Consider the following 22741-nt stretch of genomic DNA (forward strand, 5'->3'; position numbering starts at 1 on the left):
ATCAAATCTCCTTTTCCGCGCTTTTTTGGGGCGCTGTCTTTTTGTGTTCCGCCTTGGGCTGGCTTTTCAGCTGCTCCATGACGGACTTTTTCTTTTCCCAGTCCTCCCGGTGGGCAGCGGCAGCCAAATCCATGAGAGAGATCGGCTGGCCGCTGCGGGCCTGCTGTTCCAACTGGGCCACTGTCGGCTCCTTGGGGCCGTTGTTGATGATCCCGTCGATCATACCGTAATCATCTTCCACCGCCATTTCCGCATTTCTCAGCGAATTTTCCGGCAAGAAACCCGGCACCTGGGTGAAACCAACACTGTCGCAGTAATGACAGGATACCTGACCATTCTGCTTGATGGCAATGATGTCACTGACACTCATAGACGGGCTGTGAAAATCCACCGGTTTTTGCAGATTGAACTGCTCATACAGCCTTTCCAGCTGCTCCATTGTACTGCCAGAACCGTCCAGAGGGGCTGTGTAGATAAGGTCATAGTTGCTCCGCTCTACGGACAGATTGTGGGATTGCAGCCAATCCAGATTCATAAAACGCACATTCTGCGGATCGTCCTGGCTCACCTGATAAATAGCAAAACAGTTTCCCTCATGGGAAAGAAATGCCTGTTCTCGTTCCAACTGCCGATCCTGTCGTTCCAAAACTTTTTCGTGAAACTCCGGGCTTTCCTCCCATTCCTCGCGGGACACAGCAAAGATACCGTCATGGGCGTCCAGGTCAGCGGTATCAAAGGCCATTTCCGGGTTTTCGCCCTCCTGGATGATGTAAACGGTCAGGTCACGATCCATCAGCTCATAGGCTCTCTCTTTGGAGAGGGGCAGCAAATCGCTGTCCAAGTAGCCACACTTCTCCAGATTATCTTGGGTCAACACCGGGTCCGGCATGGGATACTCGTCCAACACCTGCTCCTGGGCATCCGGCAGCTGGGTGGCGGCTGCTTCTGCGGTCTGCTGGTAGGCGGCCTCCTGCAAAGTCTCGATCATGGACAGCGGCGCATACTTGATGGACTTGCTGCCCATCCCCAGGTCCTCGCAGATATGACTTACCGCTGTGGAACGGCCCATATCCGGCCCGTCCAACTGGCCGCCGTCCATCTGCTTCATGGTTGCCACATCGTAGAGCGTGTAGTCCCAGCCGGTGTCACAGGGCTGAACATGAAGGTAGCTGGTATCATCCAGTACCAACAGGGCCTCCCGGTACTCGGCGCTGGGCTGGACACTTTCGGTATTTTCCGGCTCGGTCAGCTGTTCCGGTTCATTCATCGGCACCAGCTGATCCAGTCGCTCCATAAGCTCGGCAGCTTTTTGGGTGGTTTCATCCGGTTCGTCCTCGTTCACGATATTCTGGAGCCATTCGCGTACACCGCTGGCATCTCCGCTTCGGAGTGTGGCAGTCAGTTCGTGCAGTGCGTCCTCACGGCTATCTGCATTGTTCCGATACTCATAAGGGTCATAATCGAAAGTGAACTGGTCGATGTCTGCTGCCAGCTGCTCGATAGGGTCCTGCTGCGGTTCCGTGGCGGCAGTCAGGTCAATGCCGCGCTCCTTGCAGATTTCCTTGTAGTTGCGCTCGATGTCGTTAATTAGCTCGCAGGAAGTCTTGTTGATGGTCTCCAGACTGGCCCGCAGCTCCTTCAGCTCCTTGTCTTTCGACCAGGAAGCGATGTAGCCAAAACTGTTCTCGCCGGTCTGGATGCCGAAATACTGACAGACCGCATAGGAAATGCTCTCGGCCTCTACTTCCTCGGTGTTGCGGTTCTTGGCGGCCTGTTTCACCGCTGTCAGATCAACCTCTACTTCCAGACGCCACTCAAACCGATTTTCGTCCACATAGCGCCAACCATCCTCGGCAGCAGCCTGTTCTGCTTCTACCTGGGTGGCGAAGTCCAGGCGGTAGTCGTGCTTGGTGCCGCCCTCGCTCACCATCACGATCTTCCAGGTCGGCTCCGCTTCATGCTTTTTGGGGTCGTGGAGCTTGCTGTGCGCGGTCTCATGGACAGCGGCGGAAACGGTCTGCACCTCGCTCATGCCTTCCCGGATGGCGATCCGCTGCTGGTCAGAGGAAAAATAGCCGTCCATGTTCTCGGCCATCGGCTCAAACTCGATGGGAACCGGAGCCAAGCGGCGCAGAGCTTCCATGAAAGCCTCATAGTGCGGCACCGTCCCGGACAGGCTGGAGGCCAGCTCCGGCAAGGGCTTGCCGTCCGTCTGGCTCGCATCGAACACCTTCACCGGACGGAACATGGGGATTTCGATTTCCTTTTCCTCCATAACCGCCTTGCCATCCGCGTCCAGGATGGGTGCATGAGTATCTGGGTCGCGCTTCATTTCCTCGATCTTCTTTTTGTAGGGCGTGGGGGCAATGATGGTGATACCATGCTCACCCTTTTTCACATGGCGCTCAAACTGGTTTTTCCACTTGTTGAACCCGGCCACCAGGGTAGCGTCCGGGCGCTGCATATAGATAAGCATGGTGTTGTTGACGGAGTAACGGTGGAACTTGGACATGACGGACAGGTAGCGCATATACTTCTCGCTCTCAAACAGTTCCTTGATACCCTGTTCAATGCCCGCCGTGATCTCCTGCAACCGTTCCCGGTTGGTGGGCTTATCAGCCATGATTTTCACTCTCCTTTCCAAATTGGCGATTTCTGATTGATGTTCGGCAATCCACAGCTTTTGCTCCTCCGGGCTGTTCTCCAGAAAAAAATCCAGCAGATAGCCCACATAGTCCTTTTTCTGGATTGCCTCCATGAATCGGGGATGTGGATTTTCCTCCGGTGTTTTGGGTGTGTAGTCCGTTTCCCACTTGCGGAGCAAATGAAAGTAGTCCGCCAGGACACGAAAGGTATTGTCCCGGTCCTCTTTGAATTTCTGGGCCTCGGATTTCTGCCGGACATAGCGCCTCCGGGGAGGGGCCTGACTGTCATAAGCCAGGCCAAAATCCTGGGCCAGCTTCTCGGCGGCCTCTTTGGGGGACAGATTGTAGAGCCTCGCCGTGAAGTCGATCACATCGCCGGTGGCACCGCAGCCGAAGCAGTAGAAGTATTCCTCGTTCAGCTTCATGCTGGGATTTTTGTCATCGTGGAACGGGCAACAGGCCATGCCGCTCCGGTTGACCTCGATCCCATACATCTGCGCCGCTTCCCGGACGGTGACGGACTGCTTGACGGCCTCAAAGATACTCTCAGCCATGCTTACTCGCTACCCTTCTTGGGGGTGGGCGGCCTGTACCCGGCAGCCTTGGCACGTTCACTGGCCGCCTTGCGGCGCTCGGCACTGTACGGCTCCCGGACCGACACGCAGCGTTTAGGGACAAGAAAGGTCTGCCGGTCCTTTTTCACGATCTGGTCCGGGTATTTCTCCGCCAGCCGCCGCAGCTTCTCCAGCAGCCGGGGGTCATGGGTATAGACCTCGGCGGTGGCTTCGGCCTGGTTGTAGAGGATGATGGTTTCCTGTTCATAGAGGGAGAGCTTCATCGTTTGCCGCCTTTCTGCTGGTCAAACTCCAGCTTGAAGTTGGCGTACTGCCCATCGTCCTCCAGCACCACGGTGGCGTCGTAGGTCTTGCCGGTTTTCTCGGAGTACAGGCCGCTTACATGGGCGCGGCCATTTTTGAGTAGCGCCGTCACGATGGCCTTGGTGGGCTGCTTGCGCTTCAACTCCCACCACTTGTTGTTTTTCCAGATGGCGAATTTACAGCCCTCGTTCTGGCAGAAGAACCCCTTTTGCAGCTCCGCCACATCGCCGCCGCAGCGGGGGCATTTACCCACCACTTCGCGGGGCGGAGTGAACAGATACTCGGTGCCTTTAATCATCCGATAGGTTCTCACCAGCTCCTGGAGCATGGCGCTGATCCCGGCCATAAAGTCCTCCGGTGCCAGCTCGCCACGCTCGATCTCGCCCAGCCGGTACTCCCACTCAGCGGTCAGCAAAGGCGATTGCAGCTGCTCCGGCAGCACGGTGATAAGAGACACCGCATCATGGGACGGCAGGAGCTGCACGGTTTTCTTGCTCTTTTTGCGCTCCAGAAACCCGGTGGACACCAGCTTTTCCAAGATACCGGCGCGGGTGGCCGGGGTTCCCAGGCCCTTGCGCTCGGCATCGTCCGGCATATCGTCCTTCCCGGCAGTCTCCATCGCTGCCAACAAAGAATCTTCCGTAAAATGTTTGGGCGGGGTGGTCTTGCCCTCCTTGACGGCAGCACCAGAAAGGGGCAGCGTCTGACCTGAAGACAGCTCCGGCAGAGCCTTGTCCTCGGTTTCCGGCTCCGCATTTTTTAATCCGGCGCGGTAGGCAGCGTCCAGCGCCCGCCAGCCAGGTTGTTTCACCGTGCGACCCTTGGTGGTAAACGCCACTCCAGCGCACTCCACAACAACGGCGGTTTCCGCATAGATATGAGGTTCCGCCACAGCGCACAGCAGTCGCAGGGCCACCAGCTCCAGCACCGCCTTTTCGCCCAGCGGCAGGCCGGACAGGTCCGCGCCCTGGAGGTTGCGAGTAGGGATTATCGCATGGTGGTCGCTTACTTTTTTGTCGTTGATGACCTGGGCCGCATCGCAGGAAATGGCGATCCCTTTCCGAAACGGCATAACATTGGCAACCAGATTGACCAGTACAGGTAGGTTTTCAGCCATATCGCTCGTCAAATAGCGGCTGTCCGTCCGGGGATAGGTGCAGAGCTTCTTTTCATAGAGGTTCTGCAAATAGTCTAGGGTTTGCTGGGCTGTGAACCCCAGCAGCCGGTTGGCGTCCCGCTGGAGGGTGGTCAGGTCATAGAGGGCGGGCGGCTTCTCGGATTTGTCCTTGCGCTCCACCTTTTTCACCGTGGCAGCCGCACCCTGGCAGGCCGTTTTCAGCTGCTGGGCGGCGGCCTTGTCCTCCATGCGCTCCCCGGAAACATAGAAACCGGGCAGCTCCAGCGTCACCGTGTAAAACGGCACCGGCTTAAAGGTGTCGATCTCGGCCTCCCGCTGGACAATGAGGGCCAGTGTTGGGGACATGACGCGCCCGATGTTGAGGGTCCGGTGGTACAGCACGGAAAACAGCCGGGTGGCATTGATCCCCACCAGCCAGTCCGCCTTGGCGCGGCAGAGGGCCGCATCCCGCAGACCGTCATAGTCCGCACCGGGGCGCAGGTTTGCAAAGCCCTCCCGGATGGCGGAATCCTCCATCGAGGAAATCCAGAGTCGCTTCATGGGCTTCTGGCAGCCCGCTAGCTCGTAGACACTGCGGAAGATCAGCTCCCCCCTCGCGTCCGGCGTCGCAGGCGTTTACCACTTCGGTCACATCCGGGGCGTTCATCAGATGTTTCAGCACATCAAACTGTTTCTTCTTGTCCTTGCTCACCACCATCTGCCAGGGTTCCGGCAGAATGGGCAGATCGTCATAGCGCCACTTGGCGTAGTCCGGGTTATAAGCGTCGGCGTCGGCCAGCCCAGCCAGGTGGCCCACACACCAGCTGACCCGCCAGCTGCCGCCCTCCAGGTAGCCGTCCTTGCGGGCGGTGGCCCCGATCACGGCGGCCAGACTTTGGGCAACGGACGGTTTCTCAGCGATCACCAGCTTCATGGTTTTTCATCCTCCTTTCCCGCAGCCATGCGGTCAGCTGCCGGTGGCAGAATCCCACGCAAGGCTGACCGTCACGGTAATTTCCGCAACCATAACAGGGGTGGCCGGGAGATAAAGAAGGAGGACGGGAAGTTTCCTTCCCGCCCTCCGGCCTGCGTGTCATCATGCGTTCATAGGGGCTGTCGGTGAAGCGGGTCAAACCGTCTTGTCCTCGCTTTCCTCGTCGCTGCCCCCGTCAGCGTCCGGCTCGTCAGATTCCTCGGTCTCCCAGGAGTCCTCGTCCTCCTGGTCGGTATCATCCTCGCCGTAGTCATAATCGTCCAAATTGTCGTTGCCCTTGGTCTTGGGTTTGTTTTTCACCAGCTTAAAGTAGGCAAAAGCGCCGCCGCCACCCATCAGAGCCAGCACCGCCAAAAGAATGGCCGGATTCAGTCCTGCGGGTTTCTGCGCCGGTTCTTCCGGCTCCGGAGTTTCTTCCGGGGTCTCCGGTTCCGGCTCCTTACCCGTGCAGGCGCTCATATTGGTGGCACACACCGGGCAGGCCGTATTCACCGCACCGGCCACACATTTCTCCGTACAGGTACAGGTGGCGGGCTGCTCCTGGGTGGTCTGACCGTCCTCCATCAACGCCATCAGGTCTGCCTCGTCCACCTGGTTCAAGAAGTGGACAGCGGTTTCCTTGTCCTCGTTGGCCCGGTCAATGAGGATGTAGAAATAGTTGCCCGCCTTGGTGGTGACGGTGATGAGCTGCTTGTTGCCGCCGAAATCATCCACCAGGGCGGCGTTGCCATCCGGGGTCAGAGCCGGACTGTCCTCGGTTTCCTCCACCACCACATTGGCGTCATTGGTGGCGTCCTCTGCCGGGGGCTGCTCCGTCCCCTGAGCAAAGGCAGTCACCGAAAGTCCCATCATCAGCACCATGGCAGCGCAGAGGGCCGAAAAGGTCTTAAAAATTCTCTTATTCTTCATGGTCGGTGTCCTCCTGTTCGTTGTAGTCAGCGGAGGCAGCGGCCATGCCAGGGACCGTACCGCCGGAGAGCATGGCGTTCAGCTGCTCCGGGGTCAGCCGCAGGGCGCGCACCATCTGGACGATCTCCAGGTTCTCCGCCTCGGTTTTCTGCGCCTCCAGGGTTTTCAGCTTGTCCTGGTACTCCGCGATCTTCTCACGGACCTTGGCAATCTCCTGGTCAATGCGCTGGATTTTGTTCTTAGCCATTTCAATCACTCCTTTTCTCATAAATCGGCCTTACCAGTTCATCAGGCCGTAGCCCTTGATGCACTCGTAGGACAGGGAATAACTCTTGATCTTGCAGGCGTCGCCGGAATTACCCTCCACGGTGTAGACCCGGCTGCCGTCCGTGCCGACCACAAGGCCCACATGGTCGGCGCTGCCATCCAGGTCCCAATCGAAGAAGATGGCGTCGCCGGGGGCAATATTGGCGTAATCACGCCCGCCCCATTGTCCGTGAGACTGGAACCACGGGATGCCCTGGGACTGGCAGGCGGCAAAGCGCGGCTCGGACAGCCCCATCTGGCCGTAGCACCAGGAGACAAAGCAGGCGCACCACTCCACGCGACTGTTAAAGCCGTACCAGCTCCAGTAGGGCTGACCGCCCACATTGCCCACCTGGCTTTTGGCTATATCCACCACGGCCTGATTGCCGGGGCGGGTGCCGTTGACGAACTCAACACCAGCTAAACTCTCGGAATCGCTGGTGTCGGAGGAACCACCGCCGAAAATCAGCGGCTTGTTGCCCAGCGTCTGCCGGTACACCTGGTACATCTCCAGCTGTTCCGGGGTCAACAGCTCCGAGGCAACAGACGAAATGGGCTTGCTGGTGAGCTTCACATTCAGAATGTAATACTCATACGGGACTTCCTCGGTGGTTGTTTCGCCGGTCACAGGGTCCGTGGAAGTTTCGGTGCGGTATCGTATCTCCACTTCCTCGGTGAGCGTCAGCTGATATTGTGCGTCGAACACGCGCTCCAGCTCTGCCTGGGCGCTCTGCCGGGTGTAGCCCTGCAAGACAGCAGACAGGTAGGCCGCCAGCTCATGGGGGTCATGCCCGATCATATCCAGGTCATAGCGGTACTCGTCATACCCCGGATGGCTGCTTTCGATATTAACAATTTTGGCTTGCAGCGCCGCTTCCTTGGCTGCGTAGTCGGCCTCCACCGCCACCAGCTCCGGGTCATCCGACGGATAGGTGGTGCCGGACACCACGGAACCGATACTCTGCGCCATCATGGAGCAGGAGGACATGGTGTTGAGCAGCATACAGACCAGCAGGAAGATCGCGCCCGCAATCAGGAAGCCCTTTTTGTGGCGCATGACAAATGCCCCGGCCTCCTGTGCCTTTTCCTTAACCGTCTTGGCGGCCTTCCCGGTCTTTTGGGCTGTGCTGGCGGTGTTCCCGGCAGCTTGACCGGCGCGCTTGGCGGCAGCGTATTCCTTTTTGATGGCCTGCTTCTGCTGCCAGCGGGAGATGGGGTTGCTGGCAAGCTGGGGTTTTTCCCGCAGGGACTTCTGATACAGGGCGTTCACATTGGCCTTCTCCAGCTTCTGCTCGGCCTGGGCCGCCTTGCGGTAGGGCTTCAACTTGTGGCTGCGGTAGCCTTCCCGTGCAAGCCTAACGCCGGTCTCGGCAGCTTCCTCGGACTTGTGGGCGCTTTCCACGCCCACATTGTCCTGTTCGGTCTCCTGGATTTCCTTATGGATTTTTCCCATTGCAGCATTGGCGGGAGTGTCCCTCACCGCATGGGACAATTTGGAGGGCGGCTTCTTCTTGTCCTCCAGCACCAGCTTGGTGGTCACTTTGCCGGTCTCCGGGTCCACCGTCTTTTGCCGGACCTGCTTTTTGGGGATTTTGGCTTGCGCCTTGTCTGCTTTGGCGGCGGCCTTGTCCGCCTTACGGATGGGCTTCTCCAGCGCCGGGTCAGCCCGTTCCTCGTCCGTAAAGCGCAGGCGCGGTTCCTTATTCAAACCATTCCCCCAACATGAGGGAGGCCGTCATGTAGCGCAGCTCCACATAGACGGCCAGCCCCACAGGGTCACGGGAGGGGTGCTGAAGCAGATTGGCGTAGATCTGCGCCACCACATTGGCCAGCAGCTCGGACTGGCTGCCCTCGAAGATGATGACAGCGGGAACACCGTTCATGGCACACCAGATTTCCGTCAGGCGCAGCAGGCCCGCTTCGCCATCCTCGTTCAGCTCCGCTGCCTGATCCGCCGCCGTGCGGGTCTCGCTGACGGCATCGGCCAGCTCGGTGAGCAGATAGGTGCGCTCACTCTCCAGGGCATCGTCAAAAAACATCATGGTGTTCAGTTCAGTATTGGGTTTCATGGTCATTCATCCTCCTTTTTCAGTTCCTGGGGTTTGGTGGTCATAATGCGGTACAGCTCGGTATTCTTCGGGAAGTGATCCACGAAAGGCAAGATCGTTGAGCCATAGAACAGCAGGCCCTCGCCCTCGCTGGAGTGGGTCACATAGGAAAGTTGGTGCGGGGAAATGCCCAGCTGCTTGGCGAGAATCTGCCGGTCTCCGCCCGCCTGGTTGAGCATATACACGAAGTCGGAGTTTTCAAAGATGTTCTCTACCTCGCGGCTGCTCAAAAGGTCTTTGACATTCTGCGTGATGCCGGTGGGAATGCCGCCCCACTTGCGGAAACGCTTCCAAATCTCGACGGTATAAGCGGCGGTCTGCTCCTCTTTCAGTAGCAGGTGCATCTCGTCGATGTAGTAGCGGGTGGACTTGTGGGCGGCACGGTTGATGGTGACGCGGTTCCACACCTGGTCCTGGACCACCAGCATACCGATCTTTTTCAGCTGCTTGCCCAATTCTTTGATGTCATAACAGACAATGCGGTTGTTGATGTCCACATTGCTGCGATGATTGAACACATTGAGGGAGCCGGTAACGTAGATTTCCAGCGCCGTGGCGATGTACTGCGCTTCCTTTTCGTCCTGCGCCCGCAAAAGGTTATACAAATCCTCCAGAACGGGCATATTCTCCGGGCGCGGGTCGTTCAGATAGTCCTGATATACCAGCCGCACACAACGGTCGATGATGGTTTTCTGCACCGGCTGCAAGCCCTCCTTGCCGCCCACAATCAGCTCACACAAGCTGAGAATGAAGTCGGACTTGAGGGACAGCGGGCTTTCATCGTCCGAGTAATCCAGGTTCAGGTCCATGGGGTTGATGTAGTTGGTGGAAGTGGGCGAAATCTTAATGACCTGCCCGTGCAGGCGTTCCACCAGGGGCGCGTACTCTGCCTCCGGGTCACAGATGATGACATCATCTGTTGTGAGCAGAAAACAGTTGGCGATCTCACGCTTGGCGCTGAAGGACTTGCCGGAACCCGGCGTACCAAGGATCAGGCCGTTGGGGTTTTTCAGCAGCTTGCGGTCCACCATGATGAGGTTGCTGGACAAGGCATTGATGCCATAGTACAGCGCCTCTTTACCGTTCTGGAAAAGTTCCTGGGTGGTAAACGGCACGAAGATGGCCGTGGAACTGGTAGTTAGACCGCGCTGAATCTCAATCTGATTGAGACCCAGGGGCAGGCAGCTCATCAGCCCTTCTTCCTGCTGGAAGTCAAGCCTTGTCAGCTGGCAGTTGTACTTCTGCGCGATGGAACTGGCCTGGAATACATTGTTGTCCAGCTGGCGCGGGGTGTCAGCCGTGTTCAGCACCAGGAAAGTCACGAGGAACATTCGCTCGTTGCGGCTCTGCAAATCCTGCAAGAGCTTTTTGGCCTCGGCACCGTAGGTAGCAAGGTCGGAGGGAATGATGTCCATGTCATATCCGGCACGGACTGCTTTTTTCTGTTCCTCGATTTTGGATTTGTCCAGGTCAGTGATCTTGCGCTTGACCGTCTTGATGGCCTTGATCTGGTCTACCGACTGGATATGCAGACTGACAACCAGATTGGATTCCATGTCCAAAAACTCCGCCAGCATTCGGTCATTCAGTTCCGGCGCGAGGATTTGTACGAAGCTGACCGCCCCGTACTTTTTCCCCATTCTGAACTGCTTGCCGGTGCGGAACTCAAACCCAGACGGCGCGATGAAGTCCTTGGTGGACAGGCCACTGGACGGAAGCCAATCCCACTCAAAGCGGAACGGCAGCTGCTCATCCATGTGGAAGATACCGTGAAGCTGGGCAAGTCTTGCCTTACCATCGAGAGTCTCAGCAGCCACGCCCAGACGCTTGAAGTTATTGAGAATGTCGGTCTCAATACGCTCCAAACGTGGTTTGGCCGATTTGATGCTGTCTGCATCAATGCCGAAGGTGAGATACTTGGTTTTGATAAGGCCGTTGTTGCCCTTTGCCAGCTGGTTTTGCAGCATGGTCATGTACTCAACCCGAATACTGTCAAAGTCATCCCCCTGGAGAGGAATGGAAATGGCACGGGCAAAAGTCTCTTTGGAAGCTGCAAGATTCAAAAAAGACAGCTCAAATTTGATCGAGCTGTCGAAGTAGTTGAGAAAATCACACCAGCCCTCAAAGATCGCTGTTTTGTCCTCGTTCTGCGAGAGCTGATAGTTGATGTCCTGGAACTGGATGGTCTTTGTGTAATGGCCGTCTGCCACGCGGCAGATGCCGTCCGGCCACATCCGTTCATAGGGGATGCTGTCCTGAGCCGATTTTTCCTTTTTGTCTGTGCGATTGGCACGGGCAATGGCAGCCTCAATCTGCTTTCTGTCGGCGCGGGACAGTTTTTTCTTTGTTCTGACCGGCTGCACAGCTTTTTCCTCGTTTTTGCCGAGCAGCCGGTGCAGCCAGCTTTTGATTGCCGTGAACAATGTCGTACACCTCCTCGTCAAGATTTGCCTGCCGCTCCAGAGCGGCATAGAAGTTATTGGTGCGGTACGGGCGCTGCTTGGGACGAATCACCGTGACACGGATGATATTCCCTAATACCTTTTCCAGTGGCTGACCGTGTTTTTCATACATCGCCAGCATAAAGAAGGGCAGCATGACAAGCATCATACACATAGCTGCCACGCTGTTTCCCGCAGGCCCCCGGAGCAGAAAGAAAAGCGGTACGCCAATCAGCGCCCCGCCGGTGAAGCAGATCAACTGCCTCTTGGTCAGGTTGAAAGCAACCTTTGTTTTGACTTTGTTTAGGTCTTTTGGTACGGGTACATAAGCCAATGGGATTTCCTCCTTTCTGGTTAGTGTGCGTTAAACACAGCTTTTGCGAGGCTGCTGGTCTTAAAGAGCGTAAAGCACAGCAGAACCGTATAGCCCACACAGCTCCAGATGGCCTTGATAATGTCAGCTTCCGTTGCGATGTTCTGTACCAGCACAGCATAGATCGCCACACAGACGATGATGAGAAACGCCTGGAAGCCAAGGGCAAGCAGAGAACGCAGATAGTTCTGGCCCATGCCGCCCGATTCCTTGCTCATCATGGTAGCCATAGGGATAGGGGCCACCGAAGTCACAAGGTAAATCTCAATCATACGGCCATAAATCACGATAAAGATACAGATATACAGCGCCCACATGGTAAATCCGATGGCGAGGGACTGTACCCATAAGCCAAGCAAAGGCCCCAGGTCCATTTCCATCAGCCGGGATTCCATATCGGTCATTACAGAGGAGATGTCGATAGATGCGTCGGAACCGATGATGCCTGCCGACTGCGCTACTACGCTTTGGGTCATGTCGAACACGCCCATAACGATGTTCCATGTATTGGTGACAAGAAGAATGGCAGCGGCAGATTTGAACACCCACTTGAAGATCATCCAGGTATCCACATCATGCAGGTTGTTTCGGTCGGTAATCATCTGAATCAGCTCCAGCGTCATCACGATAGCTAGGATCACGCCAGCAATCGGCACCATGATGGAGTTGGAGAGATTCTGGATCATGCTGAAAATGCTCCCGTTCCAGCCCTGCGGGGTCTGGCCTACCTGTGTAGCAATGTCTGCGACCTGCTGGTTTACGCTGTCGAACATCCCCGATAAGTTTCCCATGATGCCGCCCACCAGCATTTCTTTGAGCCATTGGGTCAGGGCATCCAGTAAGAAATCCATACGGTGTCAACCTCCTTTCAGCCGCCCCCGCTTAGGGGCAGGGGCGGCAAGGATTTCTTATGACAGCTTAACGACGGGAGCGATTAGACGGTGAACAGGCCGGAAAGCAGGGGTACGAGGACCATGCCGACCACGGCGACGCCAGCGCCAGCCATGAGCTGCTTCATGCCCTGGGACTTTACTGATGTGCGATAAAGAAGTAATAGAAGTGTAAAAAATTTTGCCGTTCCTATCCGGCACTCGCGCGTTGTGTCGGATAGGTCGGGCGTTAGGCTTCGGGCAAGTCAATCTTGCCGACAAAGCTGTAATAAATCTCAATGTCCTGCCTGCGGGTGCCGTTCTCGTCATAGCTGCACTCATGCACGACGATTTTCTCAATCATCTCCCGCAAGAGGGTGGGGGTCAATTCCTCAAAGGCAAGGTGCTTTCGGACGATACCCATAAACTTTTCCGCATTGACGGTGGCGGCCTGCGACTTGGAAAGTTCCTCCTGCAAAGCGGCGGCGCGGTCTTTCAGTTCCCGCTGTTCCTGCTCATAGTCTGCCGACAGTTCCATGAAACGCTCGTCGCTGATTTTGCCGTTCACATTGTCCTCATACAGCCGCTTGATTATGCGGCTCACTTCAGAAATGCGCTCCTGTGCCTGTTCAAGCTGCTTCGTGGCTGCGGCGGTCTTTCTCTTGCCGCCGATCTCGTTCTGCTGGATAAGCAGCTTCACAAAGCGGCTCTCATGCTTGGCGGCATACTCGGTCACTTGCCGGAGATTGGAGAGGACACCGGCGGTCAACAGGTCGGTGCGGATAAAGTGCGCCGTACAGTCGCGGGTGCGCTTCTTGTAGCTGCCGCAGATGTAACAGTCCTGCTTGCGGTTCTTGTTCTGATACCGCTGCTGGTACATCACATGGCCGCAGTCGGCGCAGAACAGCATACCGGAGAACAGCCCCACTTCATCATAGCGGTTCGGGCGTTTGCGCTGCTTGCGTAACTCCTGCACGCGCTCCCATGTTTCCGTGTCGATAATCGGCTCATGGTGGTTCGGGAAAATGGCCTGCTTCTCGATGGGGTTCTCTACGCTGTGCTTGGTCTTGTAAGAGGGCTTCTCCGTCTTGAAGTTTACCAGACAGCCGGTGTACTCCCGGTTTTCCAACAGGTGGACAACGGTATTTGTCGCCCATTTGCACTCATAGCCGGGGTGATAGCGGCGTGTGCTGCCAGTCCGCTGATATTCCAGCGTCCCCGGCGTGGGGATTTGCTGCTCCGTAAGCATACGGGCAATCTTGGTCGGGCCGTTCCCGGCAAGGCAAAGCTGGTATATCTGCTTGACTACCGGCGCGGTTTCCTCGTCAACGATATAGTTCTCGTCCTCGTCCATGAGGTAGCCATACACCGGCTTGCTGGTAACGGGCTTGCCGCTCATGCCTTTTGCTCGTTTTACTGCCTTGATTTTCTTGCTCGTATCTCTCACCAGCCATTCGTTGAACAGATTTCGCAGAGGGGTAAAATCGTTGTCCATGCCGCCGTTTGCGCTGTCCACATTGTCGTTGACAGCGATAAAACGCACTCCCTTTTGAGGGAACAGCATTTCCGTGTAAAATCCCACCTGCAAGTAGTTACGCCCTAACCGGCTCATGTCCTTGACGATGACCGTACCCACTTTCCCGGCTTCAATGTCTGCAAGCATGGCTTGAAAACCGGGCCTTTGAAAGTTCGCGCCGGAATAGCCGTCGTCGGTGTACCAGCGCAGGTTGGTAAAGCCATTCTGTTTTGCAAAGGTTTCGAGTATCCGTTTTTGGTTCGATATGGAATTACTCTCGCCTTGCAATTCGTCCTCATGGGACAATCTCGGATAAAGGGCGGTAATGAGGTTTTGGGTGGCTTGTCTTAACATAAAATCCTCCGTTTCCGACAGCCAGCCCCACTATTCCGTGGTTTCATTGTACCACGGAACAGGGCTGGTTGTATAGCGGCAAAAGTGTCAAATCTGCTTCTTTACAGCTTGTCAAATCGCCGGTTTTTGTGTAGCAGCGGCTTCCGCTTCCAGTACCCGCGCCATTTTGTCGGCGGCGGTGGTGGTAGTGTCTTTCTTGAAATAGCCGGACACGACAAGGACGGAATTGCCCATGCGGATTTCCGTCACACAGTCGGGGCGGCGGGCGGTGCGGGTGTCGGGCTGCTTGTTATCTGCCATAGGCAATACTCCTTTCACTCGTTCATCAGTTCTTTCAAAAGCCCCAGCTTGTCCTGTGCGGCCTTTTTGCGGAAATTGCCGCCGGTACAGCACACCGGGGGACACATTTCCAGCACCCGGTCATAAATCCGGGAATGGGCGGTGTCTTTTGGGTGCTGCAACTCTGAAAGCGTGAGGTTGGTCGTGACGATCAGCGGCTTGCGGCTGCGGTAACGGCTGTCAATCACATGGAAAACCTGTTCCAGCCCGTATTCTGTCCCGCGCTCCATACCGAAGTCGTCAAGGATTAGCAGCGGATAGCGGCAAAGACGGGAAATATATTCATTCCTGCCCTCAAAGCTGGCGGCAAGGTCATTGAGGATAAGGGCAAAATTCGTCATATAGACGGGGATTTCTTTCTCCATGAGGGCGTTTGCGATACAGCCCGCAAGGTAACTCTTGCCGGTGCCGACGCTCCCCCAGAACAGGCAGCCCACATTCCCGGCGTAAGCCCGTTCCCAGTTCTTCACATAGTTGCGCGCCCGGATTGCCTGCGGGTTCTGGCCGTTGTCGTTCTCAAAAGTCCAGTCCCGCATGGCGGGGTCGGTAAAGCCCCGGCGTTTCAAGTCCTCTACGGTGTCAAGGTGCTTTTGCCGTTTCTCGGCGGCTTCCCGTTCCTCGCGGGCGGCTCTCTGGCAGTCGCACTCTGCCGGGTGGCGGTCACGGCCAAAGATAGCGGCCTTGTCCGGCGCAAAATAGGCTTCTTTCGGCTTATGGCACTTGCCGCAGTACAGTAAACCGTCCTCGCCGGTGTAGTCCTCCTGCTCCGGGGTGGTGGCGGTCAATCTGTCAATCATTTCTGAAAATGTGGTGTTCATAGGCTCTCTCCCTCCTTGAATGAGTAATCGGGGACGCCCTGTTTTGCGGCTCCCTTTCTGTCCCGGTCTGCCCACATACGGACAGCGGCGGCATAGTTGCGGTAATCTTTCCCGGTGGCGGCGATATACTGGCTCAATTCCTCGATGAACCGTTCCAGCCTGTCGGGGTACTCTGCCTGCAACTCGTCGTATTCGGTCTGTGACAGAAAAATATTCTGGTATCTGCCAAAAGCTGCGGGCGGCTCCCCACTCGCTCCCATTGTTTGGTTCTCTGTAAGGTTGTTTATAGTAGTTTGGTTAGGGGACGGTTTTCCGACCATCATAAGGTCGGTTTTCTGACCATCAGTAGGTCGGTTTTCCGGCTCTGTGAGGGTCGGATTTCCGGCCATCAGTTGGTCGGAAAACTGTACCTGTGGCACACGCGGCACTTTCACATATAGCCGGTTCGGTGCGGAGAAGCCGCCCCGTTCCCGTTCCAAAAGCCCCGCCATGTCCAGTTCGTTAAGCGCCCCCTTTATGGTGGTGCTGCCTTTATCCAGTATTTCGGCTATCTCCGCGATGGGATAGATAATATAAATCCTGCCCTCGTCGTCCTGCCACTTGTTCTTCTGGGAGAGGGTGGAGCGGTCTAACAGCAGCGCATAGAGCAGCTTGGCGGTCTGGGAAATCTCCATTTTGAACAGGAAACGGGGATAGGGCAGATAGGCGGGCAGCTTCGTGTCTGCCGTGATATAATCAGCGATAGTATCACCTCCCTGTGTTCGGGTTGATTTTGGCGGTTTGTACGCATTTAGAACGCCGTTTCCGGAGGAAAAGGATAAATGTATCGCACACCCTTTGACACCCACGAAAAAAGCCTTGATTTATGCGGGTTTGAAAGGCTCTAAAGCGTGACATTTATGCCTTTGTTTCCGTTTTCGCTCGGCGGCTTTGATTTTCTTCATGCGTCCGGCGCAGTCGGGGCAGTATTTTCCCCGGTTGGATTTGGGGACAAAGGCCGCGCCGCAGACGGCGCACCGTTTCCGGCTCCCCCGGTACAAGAGGGCTGCGGCCAGTTCCCCGTCAAGGGGCAGGACAGCCACACGGAACCACCGGCACATGAGGGAAAGGGAAATGCTCTGGACGCACACGCAAGGCTCCCCGTCATCTAACAGCAGACAGTTCCCTCCATCGTAGTTACAGCACTCATGCACCAGCCGCCGCGCCCGCCGGTGCTGTCGGTAGTCCATGCGGGGCAGCTTATCGTTCATGGCTCTGCTCCTTTCTGCGGCGGGGTTCCTCCCGGCGCAAAATCTGGTCGATGTTCCGCTTGACGGTCTGCAACTCCGCATACCGCTGTTTCTGTTCGTGGTAGGTGTTATACAGGCCGGATTTCTTGGAAACAAGCTGCTCGATCTCGTCCCGCAACGCTTTCCGGGCGGGCAGCTTGGTAATACCATGCGCCTTGAAATACCGGGCGGCTGCGTCGGCTATGATAAAGTCGCTCTCATGCGCCTGCCGGTATGCGGCGCGGGCTTTCTCGGATTTCTGCGCTTTCAGCCCGTCGCGGGCGGGCTTGGTCTTGGCGTAGGCAAGCACCTGCCGCTGCAACTCCTTTTTCCCTTGTAGCTTCGTTTCCAGTGCTTTCAGTTCGCCGCTGGTCTGGCGCATTTCCTGATAGGCAGTATCAACGGCGGCTTCTAACTGCTCCGGGGAAGTAAAGCCGTATTCCTGATACACATTCAGCGTCGCGGCCATCTGTTTGAGGTTGTGCATGGTCGCCCAGCGTTCATAGCCCCGGCCTTTGCCCTCGGCTTTCTTCTGCTCAATGTCCACAAGCCGCTGCACATTCGGGGCGGTTCGGGCGGCTCTGTCTGCCCGCAGTTGGTCTTTGATAGAGGGCGGCGTACTGGATATAGCTGCGGCCTTTTCTGCGGTTCTGGCGGCGTTCTGTTCCAAAACGGCAAGGACAGCGGCGCGTTCAAAATCGTCGCCCAGCTTGCGGGCGGTAATGGGCTTTGTCCTGTCTGGCGTGAGGTAACTAAGCCGCCCCCGGCTCTCCTTGACGGCCACGCCCTCCCGCAGCAGCAGAGAGGAAAAGTCCTCGAATGAGGCCGCCGCAGACAGCGCGGCGCGTATGGTCTGCCGCAGCTTCTCCTTGTTCGTTTCAAACTTGGTCTGCCGGGGCGTGATACCGCCTGCAATCATGGGGGCGTTCTGCTTATCCAGCGCGGCCTGTCCCTTTTTCTGCGCCCAATACTCTCGGTCTGTGACGCGGTTCTTGCTGCCGTTCAAGAGGTCGATTTGATAAAGCCCCTCCCGGTGGCACATCTCCATGACTTCGGACTTGAAGTAGCGCAAGGCCGCGTCGGTACAGCGGTGCTTGCACCCGGCTTTCGTGTCGGCTGGCCTGTCCATGTAGGGCAGGAACGGCACTTCCTCAATCCGCAGGCTGTTAATGACGATATGCACATGGATATTGCCGCTGTGGTTATGCCCGTCCGGGTGAGTGCATACAAGGGCTTGGTGGCCGGGGAAATGTTCGGCGCAAAACTTCTCGCCCAATGCCTGCGCCCGGTCTACGGTCAAGCCGTTGTCCGGCCCGTCCCGTGGGTCAAAGCTGATGATATAGTGGTGGCTTTTCACATCTTCCCGCCGCTGGTTTTTCTCATAGCGGAGATTTGCCCGCATACACGCAACGGCAAAATCCTCCCCGCCGCAGTTCAGCGTGGACAGCCGGTAGTCCTCGCGGGGGATAAGCCTGCCGGTTTCATCAAGGACGGGCTTCATGGTAAACTCGTCATGCTCAAACAGCAGATACTGTTCGGCGGCTCCGTAGTCGGCGTTTTTAGAGTTGATATGCTTGAGTGTTGCCAACCGCGTCACCTACTTTCTGTAAGACTTCATACTTGAGGGCGGCAAGGTCGGCTATGGCGGCGCGTACCTCGCCGGACAGCGCGTTGTAGGGTGCGCCGTACTCGTTCAGACACCGGGCTATCTGGTTAAGGTTGCCGCCGATTTTGCCGTACTCGGCTGTGAGTTTCCCGACAGCGGAAAGCAGCTCGTCATTGACCGCTGATACATGGATAACGGGGCGTATGGCGGTGCGCCGTATCGCCTGCCGGAGAAATTCGGACTGGCTGATACCATAGGGCGCAAGCCGCGCTGTGAAGTCGGCGTATTCATCTTCGGACAGCCGGGTTTTCACAACGCGGCTGCGGTGGGGTGTGTTGTATCGCTTCGGCATAGGCTGAAAACCTCCTCTCACTATTCCTATTGCTGAATTTTTTCGGATTTTGGGCGGAGAATTTTTCCCCTCACTCCTCCTATTGGGCAACTTTTTTCTACTTTGGGCGGAGAAATCTCTCTACCCCTTTCATTGCTGAACTTTTCGGGAAATAACAAAAATTTTTTTGCGTTTGGGGTAAAAAACTCTCTACTTCTCCCATTGGGCAACTTTTTGGAAAATAACAAAAACTGTTTTCAGTTTTTTCGCCCGCAAGGGCGCAAAGCAGGGTTTGGGGAAGGCACTCCCCAACAAGTTTCCCGCGAGGGGCAAAACCGCAGAATTGCGGATTTTGGCACCGTGGTAGAAACTTGCTCTGTAACTGCCGCAAACTGCCCCTGTCTGGTTTTTGCGTACATAGAACGGACAGGGCGGGGCTTCCGGCTCGCTGTGTACGGTCTTTTTTCCTTTTCGCTAAAGATACATTTCAAAGGCCGCCAGCTACCCGCTGAAAGAAGATTTTTCAAAATTTCTTTTGCCTTAGTAATCCGGGCAACAGGTTTTTGGCAACCGGCGGGGCAGAAAATTTTTCCTTTCACTCCCTACACCACCGCGTTTTGAAATTTGCCAAACAAAACGGCTTATTTTCTCTTTGCTTCTTACTACGGACAAAAATCAGAAATGCCAAACGCCGGGGCAAAAAATTTCCCTCTCACTTACTACTACAATCCAAACAGGGCAAAATGGCCGGAAACGGAGCTGGGCAACAAAAAAAGCAGCAAATCTTTTTCAGACTTACTGCTTTCACTGGCCGCGCCGGTGGGCGGCGGGTATTCAGTTGTAAAGTTTATCGGTCAAAACGAAATTTGAATAAAGCAGCAATTAGCTTCTGCTTCACATATTCCTCAACCTCGGCGTTGACTTTCCCGTGTACTTTGGAACAGTAGCGGATATATCCGGCGTAGTGGGAAAGAACGGTGTCGATTGCGTCCGGGTCGCCCTCATGCGCCTTGACGATTGTTTCATAGGGGAGAAGTTTACTCATAGCGTTTTCCCTCCATAAGCCGCCGGAGCCGCTTCAAGGCAAGCTGGATATGCCGCCCCGCTGTGCTGCGTGTCCGGCCGATATGTACGCCGATCACGCGCTGCGGCTGGCGCATGAAATAGTAGCGGAAAATTTCTTCCTGCGTCTGCTCCGGCAAGAGGGCAAGGGCAGCGGCAAGTTCCGCATGGTACAGAACGGCGGTCTGTCCGCAGGCGGTAAAAAGATATTCTTCAAGCTGCTCCGGCTCGGCAAACTGGACAAACTTCTCATTCATCAGATAGTCAAGGGAAACTTCCCGTTCCCACCTCCGGCGCAGATTGATAACTTTATCTATGGCTGCATGACGAATGACAACCTTGCAAAAGGCGTTAAAGGTGTACTGGATATGCACCTTGTAGGCTTCATCTTCGGTCATGGAAATTCCCCCTCTCTGATAATAGTGCGGGGCGGCAGCACTCCTTGCTGTCGCCCCTTGATTGCCTGTTTGCAAAAGCGGGCGGGGCTGTCAACGGCGGCGCGTATGCGCCGTTCATCTTGACCGTTGACTGGCTCGGCTGGCTTTGCTATTTGAAATTAGTCTGAATAAATTTCTTTAATGCTGTTATTTTTTGCTCAATCGCTGATATGGTTTCCCGATACTCTCCCTCGTCTTTTCCTGTGGGATCTTCCAGCCCCCAATCTTCCCGATATTTGCAAGGTAGATAAGGACAGTTTACATTACACCCCATTGTTACAACAATATCAACAGGAGGAAGTGCGCTCAACAGTTTACTGTATTGCGTTTTTTCCATGTCAATGTTATAGAGTTGTTTCATCAACCGAACCGCTTCCTGATTGATTTGCGGTACAGTTTCTGTACCGGCAGAGTAACTTTCAAAAATATCAGCGGCCAGATATTTCCCAAGTGCTTCTGCAATTTGACTGCGACAGGAATTGTGAACACAGATAAATGCTACTTTTGGCTTTTCTTTCATACTTTACCCTCTGACTTTTTGGATGAGGGCTTTTGCCTCGTCCTTTTTCAAAACCTTACCATAGGATACAACCTTGCCATCCACAACAAGGGCAGGGGTAGTCATCACGCCGTATGCAGCAATTTGGGCGAAATCCGTTACATGGTCTATGGTTGTATCCATGTTCAGTTCTTCCAGTGCTGCTTTCGCAGCATCTTCCAGTGCGTGGCACTTGGCACAGCCAGACCCCAGCACTTTCACGCCGGCAGCCGTTTTGACTGTCTCTGCCTGCTCCATCTTTTCGGGTGTGCAGCTACTTCCGCAGCAGCAATTTTTTTCCGCTTTCTTTTTGTTAAACAATCCCATAGTTCAATACCTCCTATTAAATCAAAATGATCTGAAACGCATTAAATAAATAGCCCACTAAAATAATTCCAACCGCACAAATTCCGATGAACAGCGACAGCAGTTTGGGTTTTACAGCCTTGCGAAGCATAATCAGGGAAGGCAGCGACAGGGTTGTAACCGCCATCATAAAGGACAGAACCGTACCCAGCTGAGCGCCCTTGGAAAGAAGTGCTTCCGCAACGGGAATTGTGCCAAAAATATCTGCATACATGGGGATGCCTACAATCGTGGCAATGATTACGCCAAAGGGATTGTTGCTTCCCAGAACCGTAACAATCCAGCTTTCCGGTATCCAGTTGTGTATCAACGCACCGATACCGACACCAATCAGAATATAGGGAAACACTTTTTTGAAGGTGCTAAGCATTTGTTCTTTTGCATAAGTAAGCCGCTCCCGTTTCGTCAAATCAGGAGATTCAATATCTACCTTTCCCGCAGACAGCACAAAACTTTCCACATACTTTTCCATGCGTAATTTTTCGATGATTGTACCTCCGACAACGGCGATAATAAGCCCTAAAATCACATAGACAATGGCAACTTTTGCGCCAAAAATACTAATCAGCAGGACGAGACTTCCCAAATCTACCATAGGAGATGAAATCAGGAACGAAAATGTTACACCCAAAGGCAATCCTGCACTTGTAAAACCGATAAACAGTGGTATAGATGAACAGGAACAAAATGGTGTCACGGTTCCCAGCAAGGCAGACACAATGTTCGCCCAGATTCCATGGAAGCGTCCTAAAATACGCTTGCTACGCTCCGGCGGGAAGTAACTTTGGATATAAGAAATTATAAAAATCAGTACGCAGAGCAGCACTGTGATCTTCAAAACATCGTAAATAAAAAATTGCACACTGCCACCAATACGTCCATTCACGTCCAAACCAAGTACAGACAAACCTCTCCCGATCAGTCCGTTTAGCCATTTCATGCCAAGCACTTGGTCTTGAATAAAGTCCCAGACTCCCATGCAAAAACCTCACTTTCATTTATAACAATATATCAAAAATATTTGATATGATGTGGCTTAGAAAACGCCATCCTTTTCCTTGTAGATGGCGTTTTTTATCCGCACTTTGGACAAGTGCGTTTTTCCTCTGTGTCCGGGGTTGTCAACTTTTTCAACAGCTCCACCGCGTACTCCCTGCCGGAAGTGCTCAGGCGGTAGTGTGTCCATTTCCCCTCCTGACGGCTGACAACAATTCCAGAGTCACAGAGGATTTTCATGTGGTATGAAAGACCAGATTGCGTTAAATCTAATGGCTCTTGTAAGACGCAAGCGCACTTTTCACCGCTTCTTAGCTGTTCCAAGATTGAAAGACGCTTGGGGTCACAGAGAGCCTTAAACACCTTCGCTTGCTCCTGATACTCTGTCCTCATGTACTCACCTCATATCAAATTATTTTGATACGACTTAGTATATGCCGCATTACGCAATCTGTCAATACCATTCTGCA

24 protein-coding genes and 1 pseudogene are annotated in these 22741 nt (G+C 54.9%); 1 reads left to right on the top strand and 24 read right to left on the bottom strand.

Features of this window, described 5'->3' with window-relative positions:
* Nucleotide 1: 1 nt before the first annotated feature.
* The 18 genes and pseudogenes from KE531_03110 to mobC all read right to left on the bottom strand — a co-directional run bounded on the left by KE531_03110 (nucleotide 2) and on the right by mobC (nucleotide 18893).
* Nucleotides 2–3199, bottom strand: a complete 3198-nt coding sequence (locus KE531_03110; GenBank protein ID MBR9952618.1) for a DUF4316 domain-containing protein — start codon at nucleotides 3197–3199, stop codon at nucleotides 2–4.
* 2 nt (nucleotides 3200–3201) lie between these two features.
* A complete protein-coding gene (locus KE531_03115) occupies nucleotides 3202–3483 on the bottom strand; it encodes an immunoglobulin (protein MBR9952619.1) in 282 nt (93 codons plus the stop codon).
* A pseudogene (locus tag KE531_03120) lies at nucleotides 3480–5574 on the bottom strand (DNA topoisomerase 3). Before KE531_03120 ends, KE531_03115 begins: the two are co-directional and overlap by 4 nt.
* Before the next feature lie 195 nt (nucleotides 5575–5769).
* The gene (locus tag KE531_03125; GenBank protein ID MBR9952620.1) at nucleotides 5770–6543 is read right to left on the bottom strand and encodes a DUF4366 domain-containing protein; all 774 of its coding nucleotides are present in this window, start codon (nucleotides 6541–6543) and stop codon (nucleotides 5770–5772) included.
* Nucleotides 6533–6790, bottom strand: a complete 258-nt coding sequence (locus KE531_03130; protein ID MBR9952621.1) for a DUF4315 family protein — start codon at nucleotides 6788–6790, stop codon at nucleotides 6533–6535. Before KE531_03130 ends, KE531_03125 begins: the two co-directional genes overlap by 11 nt.
* Before the next feature lie 30 nt (nucleotides 6791–6820).
* Nucleotides 6821–8557 (bottom strand): CHAP domain-containing protein, encoded by a 1737-nt coding sequence (locus tag KE531_03135; GenBank protein MBR9952622.1) that lies wholly within the window; start codon nucleotides 8555–8557, stop codon nucleotides 6821–6823.
* Complete coding sequence (locus tag KE531_03140; GenBank protein MBR9952623.1) at nucleotides 8550–8918, bottom strand: DUF3851 family protein; 369 nt, start codon at nucleotides 8916–8918, stop codon at nucleotides 8550–8552. Before KE531_03140 ends, KE531_03135 begins: the two co-directional genes overlap by 8 nt.
* A gap of 2 nt (nucleotides 8919–8920) precedes the next feature.
* Nucleotides 8921–11320: an ATP-binding protein gene (locus tag KE531_03145; protein ID MBR9952624.1), complete on the bottom strand. Its 2400-nt coding sequence runs from the start codon at nucleotides 11318–11320 to the stop codon at nucleotides 8921–8923.
* Nucleotides 11265–11732 (bottom strand): PrgI family protein, encoded by a 468-nt coding sequence (locus tag KE531_03150; protein MBR9952625.1) that lies wholly within the window; start codon nucleotides 11730–11732, stop codon nucleotides 11265–11267. The genes KE531_03145 and KE531_03150 overlap by 56 nt, the downstream gene beginning before the upstream one ends.
* A gap of 20 nt (nucleotides 11733–11752) precedes the next feature.
* Nucleotides 11753–12622, bottom strand: coding sequence for a hypothetical protein (locus KE531_03155; protein ID MBR9952626.1), 870 nt, complete (start codon nucleotides 12620–12622; stop codon nucleotides 11753–11755).
* 83 nt (nucleotides 12623–12705) lie between these two features.
* Nucleotides 12706–12855, bottom strand: a complete 150-nt coding sequence (locus KE531_03160; GenBank protein ID MBR9952627.1) for a hypothetical protein — start codon at nucleotides 12853–12855, stop codon at nucleotides 12706–12708.
* 35 nt (nucleotides 12856–12890) lie between these two features.
* Complete coding sequence (locus KE531_03165) at nucleotides 12891–14510, bottom strand: recombinase family protein (protein ID MBR9952628.1); 1620 nt, start codon at nucleotides 14508–14510, stop codon at nucleotides 12891–12893.
* A 111-nt stretch (nucleotides 14511–14621) separates the two neighbouring features.
* Nucleotides 14622–14810 carry a transposon-encoded TnpW family protein gene (locus tag KE531_03170; protein MBR9952629.1) on the bottom strand — a complete coding sequence of 63 codons (189 nt, stop codon included), beginning with the start codon at nucleotides 14808–14810 and terminating at the stop codon, nucleotides 14622–14624.
* Between the two features lie 14 nt (nucleotides 14811–14824).
* Nucleotides 14825–15667 carry an ATP-binding protein gene (locus KE531_03175; protein MBR9952630.1) on the bottom strand — a complete coding sequence of 281 codons (843 nt, stop codon included), beginning with the start codon at nucleotides 15665–15667 and terminating at the stop codon, nucleotides 14825–14827.
* Nucleotides 15664–16398 carry a replication initiator protein A gene (locus tag KE531_03180; GenBank protein ID MBR9952631.1) on the bottom strand — a complete coding sequence of 245 codons (735 nt, stop codon included), beginning with the start codon at nucleotides 16396–16398 and terminating at the stop codon, nucleotides 15664–15666. Before KE531_03180 ends, KE531_03175 begins: the two co-directional genes overlap by 4 nt.
* A gap of 132 nt (nucleotides 16399–16530) precedes the next feature.
* Nucleotides 16531–16917: a cysteine-rich VLP protein gene (locus tag KE531_03185; GenBank protein ID MBR9952632.1), complete on the bottom strand. Its 387-nt coding sequence runs from the start codon at nucleotides 16915–16917 to the stop codon at nucleotides 16531–16533.
* On the bottom strand, nucleotides 16907–18523 hold the full coding sequence (locus tag KE531_03190; protein MBR9952633.1) for a relaxase/mobilization nuclease domain-containing protein: 1617 nt from the start codon (nucleotides 18521–18523) through the stop codon (nucleotides 16907–16909). Before KE531_03190 ends, KE531_03185 begins: the two co-directional genes overlap by 11 nt.
* A complete protein-coding gene (mobC, locus tag KE531_03195) occupies nucleotides 18495–18893 on the bottom strand; it encodes a plasmid mobilization relaxosome protein MobC (protein MBR9952634.1) in 399 nt (132 codons plus the stop codon). The genes KE531_03190 and mobC overlap by 29 nt, the downstream gene beginning before the upstream one ends.
* A 102-nt stretch (nucleotides 18894–18995) precedes the next feature.
* On the opposite strand from mobC, the gene KE531_03200 reads away from it, so the two are divergent.
* The gene (locus KE531_03200) at nucleotides 18996–19493 is read left to right on the top strand and encodes a hypothetical protein (protein MBR9952635.1); all 498 of its coding nucleotides are present in this window, start codon (nucleotides 18996–18998) and stop codon (nucleotides 19491–19493) included.
* 226 nt (nucleotides 19494–19719) lie between these two features.
* Here the strand turns inward: KE531_03200 and KE531_03205 are convergent, their stop codons facing one another.
* From KE531_03205 to KE531_03230, 6 genes are all read right to left on the bottom strand, one after another.
* On the bottom strand, nucleotides 19720–19917 hold the full coding sequence (locus KE531_03205) for a helix-turn-helix domain-containing protein (protein ID MBR9952636.1): 198 nt from the start codon (nucleotides 19915–19917) through the stop codon (nucleotides 19720–19722).
* Nucleotides 19910–20332 (bottom strand): sigma-70 family RNA polymerase sigma factor, encoded by a 423-nt coding sequence (locus KE531_03210; GenBank protein MBR9952637.1) that lies wholly within the window; start codon nucleotides 20330–20332, stop codon nucleotides 19910–19912. The genes KE531_03205 and KE531_03210 overlap by 8 nt, the downstream gene beginning before the upstream one ends.
* A gap of 148 nt (nucleotides 20333–20480) precedes the next feature.
* Nucleotides 20481–20891, bottom strand: a complete 411-nt coding sequence (locus KE531_03215; GenBank protein ID MBR9952638.1) for an arsenate reductase ArsC — start codon at nucleotides 20889–20891, stop codon at nucleotides 20481–20483.
* Nucleotides 20892–20894: 3 nt separating this feature from the next.
* The gene (locus KE531_03220; protein MBR9952639.1) at nucleotides 20895–21236 is read right to left on the bottom strand and encodes a TM0996/MTH895 family glutaredoxin-like protein; all 342 of its coding nucleotides are present in this window, start codon (nucleotides 21234–21236) and stop codon (nucleotides 20895–20897) included.
* A gap of 16 nt (nucleotides 21237–21252) precedes the next feature.
* Nucleotides 21253–22254, bottom strand: coding sequence for a permease (locus KE531_03225; protein MBR9952640.1), 1002 nt, complete (start codon nucleotides 22252–22254; stop codon nucleotides 21253–21255).
* A gap of 95 nt (nucleotides 22255–22349) precedes the next feature.
* Nucleotides 22350–22664, bottom strand: coding sequence for a helix-turn-helix transcriptional regulator (locus tag KE531_03230; protein ID MBR9952641.1), 315 nt, complete (start codon nucleotides 22662–22664; stop codon nucleotides 22350–22352).
* Nucleotides 22665–22741: the final 77 nt, after the last annotated feature.

The sequence above is a fragment of the Eubacteriaceae bacterium Marseille-Q4139 genome (genome assembly GCA_018223415.1).
Classification (GTDB): Bacteria; Bacillota; Clostridia; order Lachnospirales; family Lachnospiraceae; genus CABSIM01.

Coding starts and splice junctions, on each gene's coding strand:
- KE531_03155 (MBR9952626.1), bottom strand. CDS start 12,622: ATGGATTTCTTACTGGATGCCCTGACCCAATGGCTCAAAGAAATGCTG.
- KE531_03230 (MBR9952641.1), bottom strand. CDS start 22,664: ATGAGGACAGAGTATCAGGAGCAAGCGAAGGTGTTTAAGGCTCTCTGT.
- KE531_03125 (MBR9952620.1), bottom strand. CDS start 6,543: ATGAAGAATAAGAGAATTTTTAAGACCTTTTCGGCCCTCTGCGCTGCC.
- KE531_03115 (MBR9952619.1), bottom strand. CDS start 3,483: ATGAAGCTCTCCCTCTATGAACAGGAAACCATCATCCTCTACAACCAG.
- KE531_03205 (MBR9952636.1), bottom strand. CDS start 19,917: ATGAGTAAACTTCTCCCCTATGAAACAATCGTCAAGGCGCATGAGGGC.
- KE531_03185 (MBR9952632.1), bottom strand. CDS start 16,917: ATGAACGATAAGCTGCCCCGCATGGACTACCGACAGCACCGGCGGGCG.
- KE531_03140 (MBR9952623.1), bottom strand. CDS start 8,918: ATGAAACCCAATACTGAACTGAACACCATGATGTTTTTTGACGATGCC.
- KE531_03130 (MBR9952621.1), bottom strand. CDS start 6,790: ATGGCTAAGAACAAAATCCAGCGCATTGACCAGGAGATTGCCAAGGTC.
- KE531_03170 (MBR9952629.1), bottom strand. CDS start 14,810: ATGGCAGATAACAAGCAGCCCGACACCCGCACCGCCCGCCGCCCCGAC.
- KE531_03210 (MBR9952637.1), bottom strand. CDS start 20,332: ATGACCGAAGATGAAGCCTACAAGGTGCATATCCAGTACACCTTTAAC.
- KE531_03110 (MBR9952618.1), bottom strand. CDS start 3,199: ATGGCTGAGAGTATCTTTGAGGCCGTCAAGCAGTCCGTCACCGTCCGG.
- mobC (MBR9952634.1), bottom strand. CDS start 18,893: ATGCCGAAGCGATACAACACACCCCACCGCAGCCGCGTTGTGAAAACC.
- KE531_03215 (MBR9952638.1), bottom strand. CDS start 20,891: ATGAAAGAAAAGCCAAAAGTAGCATTTATCTGTGTTCACAATTCCTGT.
- KE531_03225 (MBR9952640.1), bottom strand. CDS start 22,254: ATGGGAGTCTGGGACTTTATTCAAGACCAAGTGCTTGGCATGAAATGG.
- KE531_03165 (MBR9952628.1), bottom strand. CDS start 14,510: ATGTTAAGACAAGCCACCCAAAACCTCATTACCGCCCTTTATCCGAGA.
- KE531_03220 (MBR9952639.1), bottom strand. CDS start 21,236: ATGGGATTGTTTAACAAAAAGAAAGCGGAAAAAAATTGCTGCTGCGGA.
- KE531_03175 (MBR9952630.1), bottom strand. CDS start 15,667: ATGAACACCACATTTTCAGAAATGATTGACAGATTGACCGCCACCACC.